10 protein-coding genes are annotated in these 16029 nt (G+C 69.5%); 5 read left to right on the forward strand and 5 right to left on the reverse strand.

The genetic code is table 11. The features are described 5' to 3' along the window. Positions 1–29: 29 nt before the first annotated feature. Positions 30–1847 (reverse strand): type VII secretion AAA-ATPase EccA, encoded by a 1818-nt coding sequence (eccA, locus tag A5789_RS26820; protein ID WP_064907195.1) that lies wholly within the window; start codon positions 1845–1847, stop codon positions 30–32. A 129-nt stretch (positions 1848–1976) separates the two neighbouring features. Here eccA and eccD point away from each other — a divergent pair, with 129 nt between their 5' ends. From eccD to eccCa, 3 genes are read left to right on the forward strand one after another with little or no spacing between them, the layout of a single operon-like run. Further along, positions 1977–3446, forward strand: coding sequence for a type VII secretion integral membrane protein EccD (gene eccD, locus A5789_RS26825; RefSeq protein ID WP_064907196.1), 1470 nt, complete (start codon positions 1977–1979; stop codon positions 3444–3446). Positions 3447–3454: 8 nt separating this feature from the next. Further along, positions 3455–4948 (forward strand): type VII secretion-associated serine protease mycosin, encoded by a 1494-nt coding sequence (gene mycP, locus A5789_RS26830; RefSeq protein ID WP_082940988.1) that lies wholly within the window; start codon positions 3455–3457, stop codon positions 4946–4948. Positions 4949–4950: 2 nt separating this feature from the next. Next, a complete protein-coding gene (gene eccCa, locus A5789_RS26835) occupies positions 4951–9033 on the forward strand; it encodes a type VII secretion protein EccCa (RefSeq protein WP_064907198.1) in 4083 nt (1360 codons plus the stop codon). A 2-nt stretch (positions 9034–9035) separates the two neighbouring features. On the opposite strand, the gene A5789_RS26840 is transcribed toward eccCa, so the two are convergent. Together A5789_RS26840 and A5789_RS26845 are read right to left on the reverse strand one after the other, a co-directional pair. Further along, entirely contained in the window at positions 9036–9620 is a 585-nt protein-coding gene (locus tag A5789_RS26840; protein WP_063012549.1) for a GNAT family N-acetyltransferase, read from the reverse strand. Beyond that, positions 9617–10456, reverse strand: coding sequence for a GntR family transcriptional regulator (locus tag A5789_RS26845; RefSeq protein ID WP_064907199.1), 840 nt, complete (start codon positions 10454–10456; stop codon positions 9617–9619). The genes A5789_RS26840 and A5789_RS26845 overlap by 4 nt, the downstream gene beginning before the upstream one ends. A 151-nt stretch (positions 10457–10607) precedes the next feature. On the opposite strand from A5789_RS26845, the gene A5789_RS26850 reads away from it, so the two are divergent. Next, the gene (locus A5789_RS26850) at positions 10608–11129 is read left to right on the forward strand and encodes a DUF4254 domain-containing protein (RefSeq protein WP_227462744.1); all 522 of its coding nucleotides are present in this window, start codon (positions 10608–10610) and stop codon (positions 11127–11129) included. Between the two features lie 6 nt (positions 11130–11135). On the opposite strand, the gene A5789_RS26855 is transcribed toward A5789_RS26850, so the two are convergent. Next, positions 11136–11654, reverse strand: coding sequence for a hypothetical protein (locus A5789_RS26855; protein ID WP_146098675.1), 519 nt, complete (start codon positions 11652–11654; stop codon positions 11136–11138). A 109-nt stretch (positions 11655–11763) separates the two neighbouring features. Here A5789_RS26855 and A5789_RS26860 point away from each other — a divergent pair, with 109 nt between their 5' ends. After that, entirely contained in the window at positions 11764–12756 is a 993-nt protein-coding gene (locus A5789_RS26860) for a GlxA family transcriptional regulator (RefSeq protein ID WP_063012555.1), read from the forward strand. On the opposite strand, the gene A5789_RS38100 is transcribed toward A5789_RS26860, so the two are convergent. Then, positions 12750–15797 carry a MinD/ParA family protein gene (locus A5789_RS38100; protein ID WP_227462743.1) on the reverse strand — a complete coding sequence of 1016 codons (3048 nt, stop codon included), beginning with the start codon at positions 15795–15797 and terminating at the stop codon, positions 12750–12752. The genes A5789_RS26860 and A5789_RS38100 overlap by 7 nt on opposite strands. Positions 15798–16029: the final 232 nt, after the last annotated feature.

Below are 16029 nucleotides of genomic sequence, written 5' to 3' on the forward strand. Positions count from 1 at the left end.
CGCGACCGGTCCGCCGATCGCGGTGCGGCTCAGCGCAATCCGCCGAGTACACCTTCCAGCGCCTTGGCCATATCGGCGCCCTCGATCCGCATGAGCACCGTCTCGTCCACCGCCGACAGGTCGATGGATTCGTCTGTGGCCAACCGGAATTCGCGCTCCTCCTCGGCGGCTTCGATCACATTGCGAATGAACCGGCCGTTACCGGCGAGGTCCACCGCCCGCCGCTGCTCACCGCTCTGATCCACCACCTGGCGCTCGTAGAGCTCCCGGCACGCCGCCTGGAGCAGTTCCAGCGCATCTTCGGCGACCTCCGAATCCCGTTTGCTCGCAATGAACTGACCGATCCGGCCGAGTTCCTCGGGAGTGTAGGACTCGAACTTCACGCGCTTGGCGAAGCGGGATGCCAGACCGTCGTTGGAGGCCAGGAACCGGTCGATCTCGCCGTCGTAGCCGGCGATGATGACGATCAGCCGATCGCGGTCGTTCTCCATCCGGGCCAGCAGGGTGTCCACCGCCTCGCGGCCGAACGCGTCACCGCCGGACAGGCCGGTCTGAATGAGTGTGTACGCCTCGTCGACGAACAGCACTCCGTCCATCGCGGAATCGATCAATTTATTTGTTTTTATCGCGGTGCTTCCCAAATGTTCACCGACGAAATCCGAACGCTTTACCTCTACCAGTCGATCGGTTTTCAACAAACCCAACCCACAGTAAATTTTTGCCACCACTCGGGCAATCGTCGTCTTACCGGTTCCCGGCGGGCCGGTGAACGCAAGGTGTTGTCCGCGTGGCGCGCTGGACATACCTTTCTCGGCTCGAATCTTCGCCAATTGCGCGGTGGCCTGGAGTTTCGCCACCTGAGTTTTCACCGCGGCCAGGCCGATCTGCTCGTCCAACTCCGCGCGGGCGACCTCGAGCAGGCGCTTGGCCCGATCGCCGCGCTCCTCGGTCTCGACCTGCTCGGCGGTGGGCGCCGAGGCCGGATCCCAGCGGTCGGTGCGCGCGTCGATCAGTTCTTTCGAGGTCACCGTGAGGCGGTACTTGCGGTCGCGCATGGCCTGGGTGTTCGCGGCGAAGTCCGGCGCCTCGGAGAACACCTTCTCGAACAGGGCCTGTGCCTCGTCCTCGCGGCCCATCTCGCGCAGGCACAGTCCGCGGCAGAATCGGGCGGTGGTGGCCGCGGCCGGAATCGGACCGCTCTCGGCGGCCTCCATCCGGCGGATCGCCTCGCCGAACAGGCCGAGCTGCGCACAGGCCGTGCCGACCATCACGTGTGCGCCCGCGGCCAGGTAGGAGTCCTGCCAGTCCGCCGAACCGGCCAGCACGGTCATCACATCCGGCCAGCGCTGCGTCGTGTAGTGCAGCAGGCCGCGAACGTACTGGCAGATCCGGTCGTCGAGATCCCGATCCGGCTGCGACAGCAGACCCGCGCGATGCCGGGCCAGCTCGTCGAGCACCTGCTCGGCCTCGTCGTAATCGCCGGCGGAGATCAGCTGGGTCGCCTGCGCCAGCCAGATCTCGGTGTATCCGGCCAGCGGATAGTCGATGTACTGGCCCACCACGAACCGGCCAGCCAGCTGCCGCGGCGCCAGGCCGAGCCGGCGCTGCTCGCGGTAGAGGGTGGAGCCGCTGGTCTTGTAGAGGTTGAACACCACCTCGGGGGTGATCTCCCCGGCCGCGGCCCGGCCCAGCCAGGCGTCGCACATGCCCGGATCCCATTCGGTGGCGCGCTGGAATGCGAGCTTCGCATATTCGAGATCGGGCGTGGATTCCTGGCCGTCGATAGCGATGCCCAATGACAATACGCCGGCATCGAAGGCGCGTTGTGCTTGGCGGTTGCCGGTCATACGGACAGTCCCCTAAACGCGTGAATGTGCTAATTCTCGCTCAGCATACCGGCTGCCGTGACAGCCGATCTCGGTTAAGTTTGGAACGTCGCAATACAGCGACGAAAATCGTAGGGAGTTCTGTAATCCGTGACCGAGTCGTCGAGCAGCGGCGTGGGGGCCGTTGACCCGGAATTGTGCCGAGTGTCGGTGATCGGCGGAAATACTCAACTCGATGTGGGCCTGCCCGCGACCGTGCCGGTCGCGGCCTACATCACCGACCTGGTCGAGCTGATCGATTCCCGCAATCCCGACCTGACCGAACACGACGAGGGCGCGCCCGTGCGCGCACAGCACTGGACGCTGGCGCGGATCGGCCGCGATCCGATCCCGCCGCACCAATCACTCACCGACGCCGAGGTTTTCGACGGCGAGTTGCTGGTGTTGCGCTCGGTGACCGCCAAGGAGGCGCCCGCGCTCTTCGACGATGTGATCGACGCGGTCTCGCGGCTCACCGCCGAATCGGGAAACGCCTGGTCACCGACGGCGGCGCGCCGAATGGGGTTGGGCGCCGGGCTGATCGCGGTACTCGTCGCGGTCGCGGTCCTGGTGTCCGGTAAGGGCACCGGCATCTGGAACGGATTCATCGCGCTCGGCGTGGGCGTGCTCGCCGCCGGCGCCGCGGTGATCGTCGCGCGCCGCTATCCGGCCGAGCGCACGACCGCGAACGTGTTGTCGCTGTTCGCGATTGCGCTGCTGGGCGCGAGCGCGGGCCTGCTCACACCGGGCCGGGTGGGATCACCGCACGTCCTGTTCGCGGCGGTGGCGGCTCTGGTGGTGGCGCTGGCGCTGTATTCGATGACCCGCGCCGCGTCGCTCGTGGTGGCCGCGGTGGTCACCAGCGCCGCGGTGCTCGCGGTCGCGGCGGCGGTACGGATGGTGTGGGACTTCGACATCGCGAAGATCGCCGTCGGCGTGCTGATCGCGGGGCTGGTGCTGATCACGATGGCTCCCCGGGCGGCCGTCGCCGCGGCGCGCCTGCCGGTTCCCCCGGTGCCGACGGCCGGGGGCGCGATCGACCCCACCGATCACGAACCGCGCCCGACCATCGCCGATATCGGCGTCATCGGCGCGACCGCGCTGCCCTCGGCGGCCGGGCTGGAGCGCCGGGCCCACGCGGCGAATCAGTACCAGTCCGGAGTCCTGGTGGGCGCCACTCTCGCAGCGGGTTTCGGCGCCGTCCTGGGGGCCGATCCGCTGGGCGAGGCGCGCTGGCAGGGGTTGGTGCTGGCGGCGATCACCGCGGTGGTGCTGTGCCTGCGTGGCCGGGCGTACGCCGATCTCACCCAGGCGTCGACGATGATCGCGGGCGGCACCGCGGTGGCGCTCGCCGTCACCGCGGGAGCCGCTGTGGCGAACGAGGATTGGCGCGCGGTCGGCGCGGGCCTGTTGCTGATCGTCGCCGCGGCGGTGGTCGCCTTCGGTGTGCTCGGACCTCGCGCGGACGTGTCGCCGGTGGTGCGGCGGGCAATCGAGATCTTCGAGTATCTGCTGATCATCGCCATCGTGCCGCTGTCGCTGTGGCTGATGGACGTCTATTCGGCCGCCCGGAACATCTGATCGGGCCGATGACTGTGCTGCGCTACGGAAGAGATTGTCCGGTAGCGGGTTTCGCGCGCGGGGCGGCTCGCCGGCTGCGCGTGGCCGCTGCCGCGGCGGTACTCGGCGCGTCGCTGCTCGGCGGTGGTCCCGCGACCGCGGTCGCACCGCCGGCGATCGATGAGGGCGCCCTCGGGCAGGCGCTGGCCGTCAACGCGAAGAACGGTCCGCCGGACCAGACCGAGAAGCGCGCGGTCTGCGCCGAGCCGTATCTGACCGGGGCGATTCCGCGGGATCCGCCACTGCCCCAGCGGATTCTCGATCTGGACCGGGCCTGGAAGTTCAGTCGCGGCGCCGGACAGAAGGTCGCCGTCATCGACACCGGGGTGAACCGCCATCCGCGCCTGCCGGATCTGCAACCCGGCGGCGACTTCGTGACCGCCGGCGACGGCACCGAGGACTGCGACGGCCACGGCACCCTGGTCGCCGGCTTGATCGCCGCGCGCCCGAGTCCCGCCGACGCCTTCTCCGGCGTCGCCCCGGAGGCGCAGATCCTGGCCATCCGGCAGCTGAGCCTGCAGTACGAGGCGAAGAACCGCAACAACGACGAGACCGGCAAGGTCGCCGCCGGCGGATACGGTGACGTGCTGACGATGGCGGCCGCCGTGGTGCGCGCGGTCGACATGGGCGCCACCGTGATCAACATCTCCGAAGTGTCCTGCAGCCCAGCCGGTTCCGAGACCGCCGACGGCGCACTGGGCGCGGCGGTCGAATACGCCGCCGACCGCAATGTCGTCGTGGTCGCCGCGGCCGGCAATCTCGACCAGTCCGCCTGCTCGGCCCAGAACGACACCAGCGGCTGGAACGGAGTGCGCACCGTCATCAGCCCGGCCTGGTTCACCCCGTACGTGCTCTCGGTCGCCTCGACCGATCCGGACGGCGCGACCTCGCCGTTCTCGATCCACGGCCCGTGGGTGGGGGTCGCCGCGCCCGGCCGGTCGATCATCTCCCTCGACAGCAAGCCGGGCGGAACCGGTCTGGTCGACACCGAACACGGTGACGACGGACCGCTCACCATCGACGGCACCAGCTTCTCGGCGGCCTTCGTCTCGGGTCTGGCGGCCTTGGTACGCAGCAGATTTCCCGAACTGAGCGCGGCGCAGGTGATCGACCGGATCGAGCGAACCGCGCACAACCCCGGCGCGGGCCGCGACGATCGGGTCGGGTTCGGCCTCATCGATCCGCTGGCGGCGCTCACCGCGCAGCTGCCGCCGCCACCCGGCCAGGCCGCGCAGGTGCCACGGGCGATCGCGCCGCCCGCCCCGGATCCGGGCCCCGATCCGCTGCCGCGCCGGGTGGCGACCGTCGGCTCCGGCGCGTTGCTGGCCCTGCTGGCCGTCGGCTGGGCCGCCGCCCTTCCCTACCGGCGCAGGCGATCCGAACCGGTCGCCGACGATCCGGCCGCCGGATACCTGTCCGCCACCCCGGCTCCCACCGGGACCGACTCGCCTCGAGGAGAGTAGGCATGTCCACCGACGGATTCGTGCGCCGACCGCGGATCGCCCCGCCGCGGGCACCGGGCGGAGAGGTGGCGCTGACCGCCCCGCCGGAGATTCCGCGGCCGGTGCCGCCCGCCCTGCTGATGCGGCTCATGCCCGTGGTCATGGTGGTCGCGGTGGTCGGCATGCTCGCGATGATGGTGATGATGGGGCGCAATCTGCTCGCCAACCCCTTCATGCTGATGTTCCCGATGATGATGCTGATGTCGATGGTCGGGATGATGGCGGGGATGCGCGGCTCGGGCGGCCCCAAGCGCGCCGCCGAATTGAACGAGGAACGCAAGGACTACTTCCGCTACCTCGACCAGGTCCGCCGCGATGTGCGCAAAACCGGTGGCGCCCAGCTGCAATCGCTGATCTGGAGCCATCCGGAACCGGCCGATCTGCGCGCGGTGGCCGGCACCCGCCGGATGTGGGAACGCCGCCCCAACGACCCGGATTTCGGGCATGTGCGCGTCGGGGTCGGCAGTCACCGGCTGGCCACCAAACTGGCCCGCCCGGAGACCGGTCCACTCGAGGACCTCGAACCGGTCTCCACAGTGGCGCTGCGCCGCTTCGTGCGCACCCACTCGGTGGTGCACGGCCTGCCCACGGCCCTGTCGCTGCGTGCGTTCCCCGCGATCAACATCGAGGGCCGGCCGGACGAGACGCGCATGCTGGTGCGCGCCATGCTGATGGAATACGTGACCTTCCACGGCCCCGACCACGCCGCGGTCGCGATCATCTGCGCCGACCCGGACGCCGAGGCCTGGTCGTGGGCGAAATGGCTCCCGCACCTGCAACATCCGGTGGACCGCGACGGCATGGGCGCGGCCCGGATGATGTATCGCTCGCTGGCCGAACTCGAGACCTCGATGGCGGCCGAACTGCTCGAGCGCGGCCGGTTCATGCGCAACGCCCAGCCCACCGCCGGGCGCATCCATCTGCTGGTCATCATCGACGACGGCTATGTCAGCGGTACCGAGCGGATCGTCAGCGACGCCGGCCTGGACTCGGTCACCGTGCTCGACCTCACCGCGCCGCAGGCCGGGCTCGCGGTGCGCCGCGGTCTGCAACTGGTGGTCGCCGACGGTACCGTCGCCGCGAGATCCGCCGCGGGCGTGGAGCAATTCGCCACGTCCGACCCGGTGACGATCGCCGAAGCGCAGACCCTGGCCCGGGCGCTGGCCCGCTATCGGGTGGCCACCGCGGCCCAGATCGTGAGCCTCGGCGACGAATCGCGAGCCGTGCCCGGCCTGATGGAGCTGTTGAAGATTCCCGATGCCGCGCAGATCGATCCGGCGTCGGTGTGGCGCCCGCGCAACGATCGAGAGCGGCTACGCGTGCCGATCGGCATCACGCCCGACGGCACTCCCGTCGAGATCGACATCAAGGAGTCGGCCGAGAACGGCATGGGCCCGCACGGATTGTGCATCGGCGCAACGGGTTCGGGTAAGTCGGAATTCCTGCGCACCCTGGTGCTGTCCATGGTGACGACCCATTCGCCGGATCAGCTGAACATGGTGCTGGTCGACTTCAAGGGTGGCGCGACGTTCCTCGGACTCGAATCGCTCGCGCACGTCGCCGCGGTGATCACCAACCTGGAGGAGGAGATCGCCCTCGTCGACCGCATGAAGGACGCGCTGTCGGGGGAGATGACCCGGCGCCAGGAACTGCTCCGCTCGGCCGGCAACTTCGCCAACGTCACCGAGTACGAGCGAGCCCGCGCGGCCGGCGCGGCGCTGGATCCGCTGCCCGCGTTGTTCATCATCGTCGACGAGTTCTCCGAATTGCTCTCGCAGAAGCCGGATTTCGCGGACCTGTTCGTCATGATCGGCCGTCTGGGCCGGTCCCTGCGCGTCCACCTGCTGTTGGCCTCGCAGCGGCTCGAGGAGAACAAGCTGCGCGGCCTGGACTCGCACCTGTCCTACCGGATCGGCCTGCGCACCTTCTCCGCCAACGAGTCGCGCGCGGTGCTCGGCATCACCGACGCCTATCACCTGCCGAGTGTGCCGGGCTCGGGCTACCTCAAAAGCGATGCCGACGATCCGCTGCGGTTCAACGCCTGCTACGTCTCCGGCGCCTACGAATCACCCGCGGGCAACGCGCCCGGCCGCACCGGCGGTGGGCAGCGCGGCGGCGGACAGGAGCCGGTGGTGTTCACCGCGGCGCCGGTTCCGGTGCGCACACCGGTCACCGCCGCTCCGGCGCGCGGACCGCTGGGCCGGCCCGAACTTCCGCCGCCGCCCGGCTCACCGGAAGCGGAGCTGGAGCTGCCGCCCGGCACCCCCGCCGAAACCGTGCCCAAGACACTGCTCAACGTGGTGGTGGACCGATTGCGCGGTCACGGCCGCCCCGCCCACGAGGTGTGGCTGCCTCCGCTGGACGAATCACCGTCGGTGGACATGCTGCTACCCGATCCGGACTGGCGCTCGCCGGTGAACCGGCACGGCCGGTTGTGGTGGCCGATCGGTGTGATCGACAAGCCCTACGAGCAGCGCCGCGATGTGCTGATCGTGGATCTGTCGGCGGGACAGGGCAATCTGGCCGTGGTCGGCGGTCCGCAGTCGGGCAAGTCGACCACGCTGCGTTCGATCATCATGGCGGCCGCGGCCACCCACACGCCGGAGCAGGTGCAGTTCTACTGCCTGGACTTCGGTGGTGGCACGCTGGCGGGCCTGTCCGACATCCCGCACGTCGGCTCGGTGGCCGGGCGCATGGATATCGACCGGGTGCGCCGTACCGTCGCCGAGATGGTGACCCTGCTGCACCAGCGCGAGGAGCGGTTCCGGGAGCTGGGCATCGAGTCGATCCACGAATTCCGCCGCCGTAAAGCCGAACTGGCACAGCGGAGTCCGGCCGAACAGGCGGCGGACCCGCTGTCGCAGGATCTGTTCGGCGACGTCTTCCTGGTCGTCGACGGCTGGGCGACCATCCGCGCCGAATTCGACGTGCTGGAACCGGCCTTCAACGCACTGGCCGCGCAGGGTCTGTCCTACGGGATCCACCTCATGATCGGCGCCACCCGCTGGGGCGAGATCCGCCCGGCGGTCAAGGATCTCGTCGGCACCCGGCTGGAACTGCGCCTCGGCGACCCCAGCGATTCCGAAATGGACCGCCGCACCGCGGTGCTGGTACCGGTGGGCCGCCCCGGCCGCGGTCTCACACCGGAGAAGCTGCATATGCTGGTCGCCCTGCCGCGCCTGGATTCCAGCTCCGATCCGGCGACTCTCTCCGACGGTATCGCGCTGGCGCGCAGCCAGTTCGCCGAGCTCTACGGTGATCGACGCGCGCCCGCGGTCCGCATGCTGCCGCTGCGGGTGCCGCGCGAACAGGTGCTCGCCGAGGCCGCGAAGCACGGGATCGAATGCAGCGCCACCCGGGTGGTGGTCGGCCTCGGCGAGAACGAATTGGCGCCGCTGGTCATGGATTTCGACGCCCAGCCGCATCTGATGGCATTCGCCGACGTGGAGTGCGGCAAGACCACGCTGCTGCGCAACATCGTGCTCGGCATCGCCGAGAATTCGACGGCCGAGCAGGCGCGCGTCATCCTGATCGACTACCGGCGCACGATGCTCGGCGTCCTGGAGGGCCAGCAGCTGGCCGGCTACTCGACCTCCGGCCAGACGTCGTTCGACATGATCAAGGAGGTCGCCGCCTATCTGCGACAGCGGATTCCGGGTTCGGACATCACGCCGCAGCAGTTGCGCGACCGCAGCTGGTGGACCGGGCCGGAGATCTACATCGTGGTCGACGACTACGACATGGTCGCCACCGGTGCGGGCAATCCGCTCGAACCGCTGCTGGAATTCATCCCGCAGGCCCGCGATATCGGTATGCATCTGATCGTGGCGCGGCGCTCCGGCGGTGCCTCGCGGGCGCTGTACGACAAGGTGCTGGGCATGATGAAGGACCTGTCGGTCGACGCGCTGCTGATGTCGGCGCCCAAGGACGAGGGCAAACTGCTCGGCGACGTACGGTCGGGCAAGCTGGCACCGGGCCGGGGCACGCTCGTATCCCGTGCCAGGGAGAACGAAATGGTGCAGGTGAGCTATCTGCCGCCGGTCTGAGGTCAGGGCACCGGATCGCCCCGGTCGGCGTGCAGGTGCCGCCGCACTATCGGTTCCGGTAAGTCCCAGCTGTCGGTGCGCCGTTCGAACAGCGCGGCCGACGGTCCGGTGACCCCCGGGTTGGCGATGCGGGCCAGCCGGAATCCGGCCGCGCGGTAGTACCGGTGCAGGTCGGTATTCCTGGTCCAGGCGTCCAATCGCACCCAATTGCGTTGCCGCGCAACGGCCACCGCGGCGGCATGGGCGAGCAGCGCGCGGCCGACACCGCAGCCGGCGAAGCGCAGATCGACGATCATGTAGTGCACGATCACCGCGTCGGCGATCTCCCGCGGTGACCACAAACCGGGGTCGGCGCGATCGTTCACGGTGACGGTTCCCGCGAATTCGCCGTTCACCTCCGCCACCCAGGTCTCCCCGGCCGAGACCGACCGGCCGACCGCGTGGGCAAACCGTTCGATCGGCAGCCCCCGGCCCTGCCGGGTCCACTGGTCCGACCCGCGTGCCGCAAGCCAGGCCGTCCGTTGGAGCCGTAGTCGGCAGATGCTGCCGAGGTCGGCCGAGCGGGCCCGGCGGATGCGGATCGTCATGGTGAGCCGGGAACCAGCGAGTTACCGAAGGAATGGGAGTTGCCCGGAGGAGGCGGCGCCCCCAGGGTCTTGCGGATGAGGGCGGTGCCCTCGTCGTCACCGAGTTCGTAGGCCAGCCGGTTGCGTGCGGCCAGCGACCGCTGGCGGGTGACCCGCATGATGCGGGTGTTGCCGGCGCCGATGCGCAGATGGTCGAGCAGCATGGTGCCGGCTCCGACACCCAGGACGGCGGCCTCGTCGGCACTCGCGGGGCGCGCCACGACCGTATCCCGATGGGCCGTTTCGGGATATCCGCGTGCGGCCAGCCGCCGCGTGGTGCCCTCCGGAATGTCGTGCGGGGAATCGATTCCGGTGAGTTCGGCGAGGTCACGCGGGTAGTAGCTGACCTCCCACGACCACGGTTCGTTGTCGAGGTACTGCACCACGGTGCGGGCGACGACCCAGGAGTCCTTCGGTACGCCGAGCCAATGCGCGACGTCCGTACCGGCCGGTTCCATCCGGGCGCTGAACTGTTTGGCCGGTTCCCGCCCGGCAGCGCGGGCGGTCTCGGAGAAGATGTCGTGTGCCGACTTGGGGCGGTCGCGCCGAATGTGGCTGGTCACCACGGATTCCAGGACCTCCTGGCTGCGCACGATCGTGCCCCGGGAAGTCGCTGTGAACAGCAGGTTTTCGGCGACGAGCACCTGAATCGCGTTGCGCGCGGTGGTGATCGAGACATGCATCTGATCGGCCAGCTCGTTGTGGCTGGGCAGGCGATCACCAGGTTTGTACGTGCCGTCGCGAATCGCCTCCCGTAGGACGTCGGCGATGCGCTGGTACCTCGGACCGGCGGCCATCTCGCTCCTCGGTTGTACCTTCAAGGAAGGAGAGTCTACTCTGCTGGTTGACGGGGCAGTGTGACCCTTGACACACACATTCAGAGGTTTATTGTAATGAACGTCCTGACCATTGGTTGTACGGCGACGACGGCGAGGCAACGTGGCTGGTTTGGAGACGTCCCCGATGGTGGTCGTGGCATTGCCCGACACACCACACACACCGACGGCCGTCGAGTTCCTGACGACCGAAGTTCTGCCGAGTTCGGATCTGTTGTTGCGTGCGTGCCGGGGGCACCGCGTGATCGGCGGCCCGATCCTGTGGTTCGCGCGCGACCTGGCGGTGCTGTTCGAACGCCAGCTCGGCCGCGGCGGTTCCACACCGGATCCGGACTCCGCCCTGATGATCGAAATCGGCAGACGGCGAATGGAATTGGTGATGGCGATCGACGATTGGATCGTCCGTGCCGTGCCGCAGCAGGGCTCCGGCGCCACCTTGCACACCGAAACGATCGGCGCCGTCATCGACCGGCTGGCCGAAGCGTCGGTCCGCGCGCACCACGCGCTGATGACCCTCGACGCGAACGACGATGTGCTGCACAGTGCCTGGCATCACCTGGCCGAATTGGCCGACGGTTACGACGATCTGGTGCGTGAGGTCCTCGCCGGACGGCGTCGCCTGCCGAGCTGGTGAGCCGGTCTAGTAGCTCAGCGATCGGCACGAGCCCGCCATCCGCGGTGCGCGGCTGAGGCGTGACCGATCCGCCGGCAGCGGTGCCGGATTCAATCGGGTCACCCGCCGTGGTCGTGACCCACCGGCCAGTTCGGTGAAGCGAATCGTGTTCCAGCCGAACGGCATCAGGTGGACCGGTTCGCCGCGTTCCTCCAGGCGCTCGGTGAGTTCGGACACGACGTCCAGCGCATCCGCCAGGCCGGTGAGTACGTCGTCGGGTGCTCCACCGCCGGCGCGTCGATCGTTTCGTGCCCACGGCGCCACGCTCTCGACGACGATGTAGCCGGCGTCGTTGTGTAGCGCAATGGTTTTCACGACCTCGACCGCCGCCGGAAGCACCGCGGCATCGCCCGGCTCGACCGCGATCTGCAGGACCAGGCAGTCCACGAACATCTTCCGGGCGCGCACGGCCGCCGGATCCAGCGCGACCGCGCACGGCCCCGCCGCGGTGACCTCGTATTCGAAGAGGTGACACGCACTGCTCACGATGCGCATCGTGCACCTCTGTTCGCCCACACCGTCATACCGGAAACCCTAAGCGGTGGATACGCGCAATAGCAGTGTCGTATCCGACGCATTCAGTACTGTTTGCGACATGGATGTCGCGATTTTCGTCGTGGACGGCGTCGGAGACCTCGGTCTCGCCGCCGTCCTGGAGGTCTTCAACACGGCGAACTCGCTCGTCGACGATCCGGAACTGGAACCCGAGCCGTGGCGGGTGCACACCGTCGCGCTCGGCGGCAGCGTCCGCTCGGGCCACGGCCATCTGATTCCCACCACACCGTTGGCCGAGGTACCCGCCGACATCGGCCCGATCATCGTGCCCGCCGTGCTGGCCATGGATGCCGACGCGGTGGTCGACCTCATCGCCGCGCCCGCCAACAGGCCGGTACTGGAACGCATTTCGCAGGCGCACCTGGCGGGGACCGGGCTGGCCGCCGCGTGCACCGGAACCTTCTTCCTCGCCGAGGCCGGGGTGCTCGACGGGCTGCCCGCGACGACGAGCTGGTGGCTCGGCCCGGCCTTCCGCCGCCGCTATCCGAACGTCGACCTGGACGAGGGACGCATCCTGTGCCGTTCCGGTCATATCGCGACGGCCGCGGCGGCCCTGGCGCACCTCGACCTCGCATTGGCCACGGTGGCCGGTCGCAGTCCCGCCCAAGCCGAACGCGCGGCCCGGATGCTGTTGGCCGGCAGCGGAGGCGAGCAACGCGACTACATCGTCCCGCAGGTGATCGCGCGCGGGAACTCGCTGGTGGCGGCGTTCGAACGCTGGGTGCGCGGCCATATCGCCGAGCAGTTCCGGATCACCGACGCCGCCCGCGAACTCGGCGTCACCGTGCGCAGCCTGCAGCGCGCGACCCAGGCCGAAATCGGGATGTCACCACGGGATTTCGTAAACGAGATCCGCCTCGAGCGCGCCACCCGGCTGCTGCGCACCACCAACGCCACCGTGGAGACGGTGGCCGCCCGGGTCGGCTACCTCAACGCGGGCACTCTGCGCAGCCTGTTCCGGCGCCGCCGCGGACGCAGTATCGCCGAAGTCCGGGCGACCCCGCTCACCTGGCAGGACCGCGGCACTCAGTAACCGCCGAACCGCCGATGGTCGGTGGCGAAATCGTCGGCCACCGTCGCGGCCAGTTCGACCAGCGCCCGCTTGGTGTTCTTGTGCAGCCGAGCCAGATCGATCTCGGCGCCCTCGGCCAGATGTGGGTCGTAGGGGATGACGTGCACGGCGCGGCAGCGGGCCAGGAAGTATTCGCGCAGATGCTGAATCGCCACATTCGGCGACCCCTCGCGCGGCAGATTGATCACCACCACGGCATTGCGCACCAGGTGATCGTGCCCGTGCAGCGAGAGCCAGTCCAGCGTCGCCGCCGCACTACGGGCGCCGTCGATCGCCGACGACGAGATCAGCACCAGCGAATGCGCCAGATCCAGCACACCCGCCATGGCCGAATGCATCAGTCCGGTACCGCAGTCGGTCAGGATGATGTTGTAGAACCGCTGCAGGACGCGCAGCACCTGGCGGTACTCGTCCTCGCTGAACGATTCCGACGCCGCCGGATCACGCTCACTGGCCAGCACCTCCAACCGGCTGGTGGCCTGCGAGGTGTGCCGCCGGACGTCGCCGTAACTGCGAATCTGCTGATCCAGCAACAGATCTCGCACCGTGGACCGGGTCTGCAGCGGCACCCGCTGCGAGAGAGTGCCGAAGTCCGGATTGGCGTCGACGGCGATCACGCGGTCGCCGCGGATGGAGGCGAAGATCGAGCCGATGCCCATGGTGGTGGTCGTCTTGCCGACGCCGCCCTTCAACGACAGGGTGGCGATCCGGTAGTCGCCCCGCACCGGCTGCCGGATGCGAGCCACCAGTTCCTGCAGGCGCCGCTCCTCCGCGGACATACCCGGATTGATGGCACCGCCCGACATGTGGTGCACCGCGCGCCGCCACCCCGAACCGGGGGCCTTCTTCGCCCGGCGCATCGGCACATCCTCCAGCGAGGGCGTCACGCCGTTGGGTGGGTACTGCTGCGGCGGCTGACCCTGCTGGTACTGCTGATGCTGCGGCTGCGGCTGGTGGGCCTGCGGGTTGGGGGCCTGCTGATACTGCTCGGGTGAATGGGCCTGCTGCCCCGGCATGTACGGATTCGGCTGCGCGTACTGCTGCGGCTGGGAATACTGATCCGCCTGCCGTGCGGCCCACTGCTGTTCGGGACCGGTCGCCGGGCCCGGCACCTGCGGCGGCGGTTGCGGCGCGCTGTGCCACTGGGCGTCCGGGGCCGGCTGTGGGATCGGAGGCTGCGAAACCCCCTGCGGGCCGACGACCATCGTCGATTCGGAATTCGGCGCCTGCGGCATCGGGCCGGAATGCGGTGTGTGCGTTGCGAAGTCCGGAGCAGGTGGCTGCTGGTACTGCGTCGTCTGCGGCGCCGCGCCGTACTGCGGACCGGTGCCTTCGGGCAGCTGCTGATGCGTGTCGGGCCGCGGTGCCGGCGCATCCGGTCCGTTCCAGGCGGCACCGGCATCCGGTCCGGGGCGCACGACAGGTTCCTGAGCCGGCACCCGGTCGGAGTCGAGCCGATGGCGGCCGCTCCACTGCTGATCTGCCGAACCGGCGCCGGCATCTCCGGAGCCGTAGAAGCCGACACCGCCGACGACCGACGACGCACCCGAATCACTCTCCGGCGCATGGGTTCCCACCGTCGGCGGGTGGAGAGCCCGCGGTCCGGAAGCTGCGCCACCGTGCGGAACTGCGGCAGTGCCGATTGCGAAGGCATCCCACGTGCCGGCGCCACCGTTCCCCGTCACATCCGCTGCCGCGGGGAGGTCCGCGTGAGGCGTATTCGATACGGCGGTCTCGCCGGGCGCACCAGAATCCGAGATCGGCGCGACCGAGGCCTCGGTGGCGTCGCGCGCGGGCGCGGAATCGGCCTGCGCGGCCGACTGTTCCGGCACGCGGCCGAGCCAGGCGGGTGCCTCCTCGGTGACGCCGGAAGCCCCGCCGCCCACGTTCTCGGCCCGTTCACTCGCGTCCGGACCCGAACCGAACGGACCTGCCGCCGATCCGTGCGTCGGAACGGGAGGAGTGGTTCCGGTCGGCGGCATCTCGGCCGAGGCGGGGCGGGCATCCGCCTCCTGCTGCGGCAGGCCGGGCGCGGTTGTTGTCGGTGCGACGGGAGTGTCGGGCAGTGAAAACTGCTGTGCGGCGGCGTTGTTCGAGACCGACGGCGCGTCCTCGTACCCTTCCGGCACGCCCAGCCGCGGCGGCGGTCCGGAACGGGCGGGGGCAGTCGGGTCCGGCCACTCGGGCAGCGGCGGCGGAGTCGGGGCCGACTGCTGGGGCGGGGGCGGCAGGTCGGGCCGCCGGGTCACCCGCACGGTCAGCTCCGCATCCGCGCCTTCGGCGGCCGGAAGGGGAATGTTCGACAGATGTTGCGGTGCGGGCGGAATCGGCGGCCGGGCCGGAGTCTGCGGCGGTGCCGCCGGAAACTCGCCGGACAGCGGCGCGGAGGACAGCGGGCCGGACGCCTGGTCCGGGCCCGGCGTGGTCGGCTGCGATTGCTGCGGCGCCGGAGCGGGAATCGGCTGTGCGGTAGCGGGCGGGCGGCCGAAGTCGTGGCCCGAGGACGCTGCGGATGGCGACGAATTCCACGCCTGCCCCTGTTGAGCCGGCGGCTGCGCGAACTGATTCTGTTGCTGCGCACGGAAGTCGGCCGGGATCACACCCTGGGCGTCCGAACCGTAGCCCTCGGACGGCTGCTGCCACGGCATCGGCTCGGAGCCCTGAACACCGTTGCCGCGCAACGATTCCGGCCCCGGCTGCGCATCGCCGTGCGGCCCGGCGGTTCCCGGCGGCCCCCACGAGGGTGACGTCTCACCGGCGGCAGGCTCGGCGTCGGCCTTGTCCTTGCGGCGGGATTTCCGCCACTTCCGGTCGGACTCCTTCTTATCGGACTCCGCCCGGTCGTCGGATTTGCGGGAGAACAACCGTCGCGGACCGCTGTCCTCCGGGATGTACTCCTCGTGCGGGAGGTTCTCGACCGGCGCTCCGTATCCCGTTTGCGTGACGTCGCTCTCCGACAGCCACGGGGGCAGCATGGGCAGATCGTTGTTGTTGCGACTCACGGCAGTACCTCACCGCGGTTCGTGGTCGGGGCCTCGCCGAGGATCGTGCCGATCGGGTTCGAGGGCGCTGCGTCCGTAATTCGCTCGCTGCGCACGCTCACGGGTGTCCCCCTGGGATCTGCTGGACCAATTTCCTGGACAGCCGGTAGTTTACGCGAGGGCTATCGGCCGTGACGGGCGTCCTACCCACAGCCGACAAGCCGGTCGGCCGACGCGCCGCGTGGTTCGGTTG

Origin of the sequence: Nocardia sp. 852002-51101_SCH5132738 (assembly GCF_001665695.1) — a bacterium.
Classification (GTDB): domain Bacteria; phylum Actinomycetota; class Actinomycetes; order Mycobacteriales; family Mycobacteriaceae; genus Nocardia; species Nocardia nova.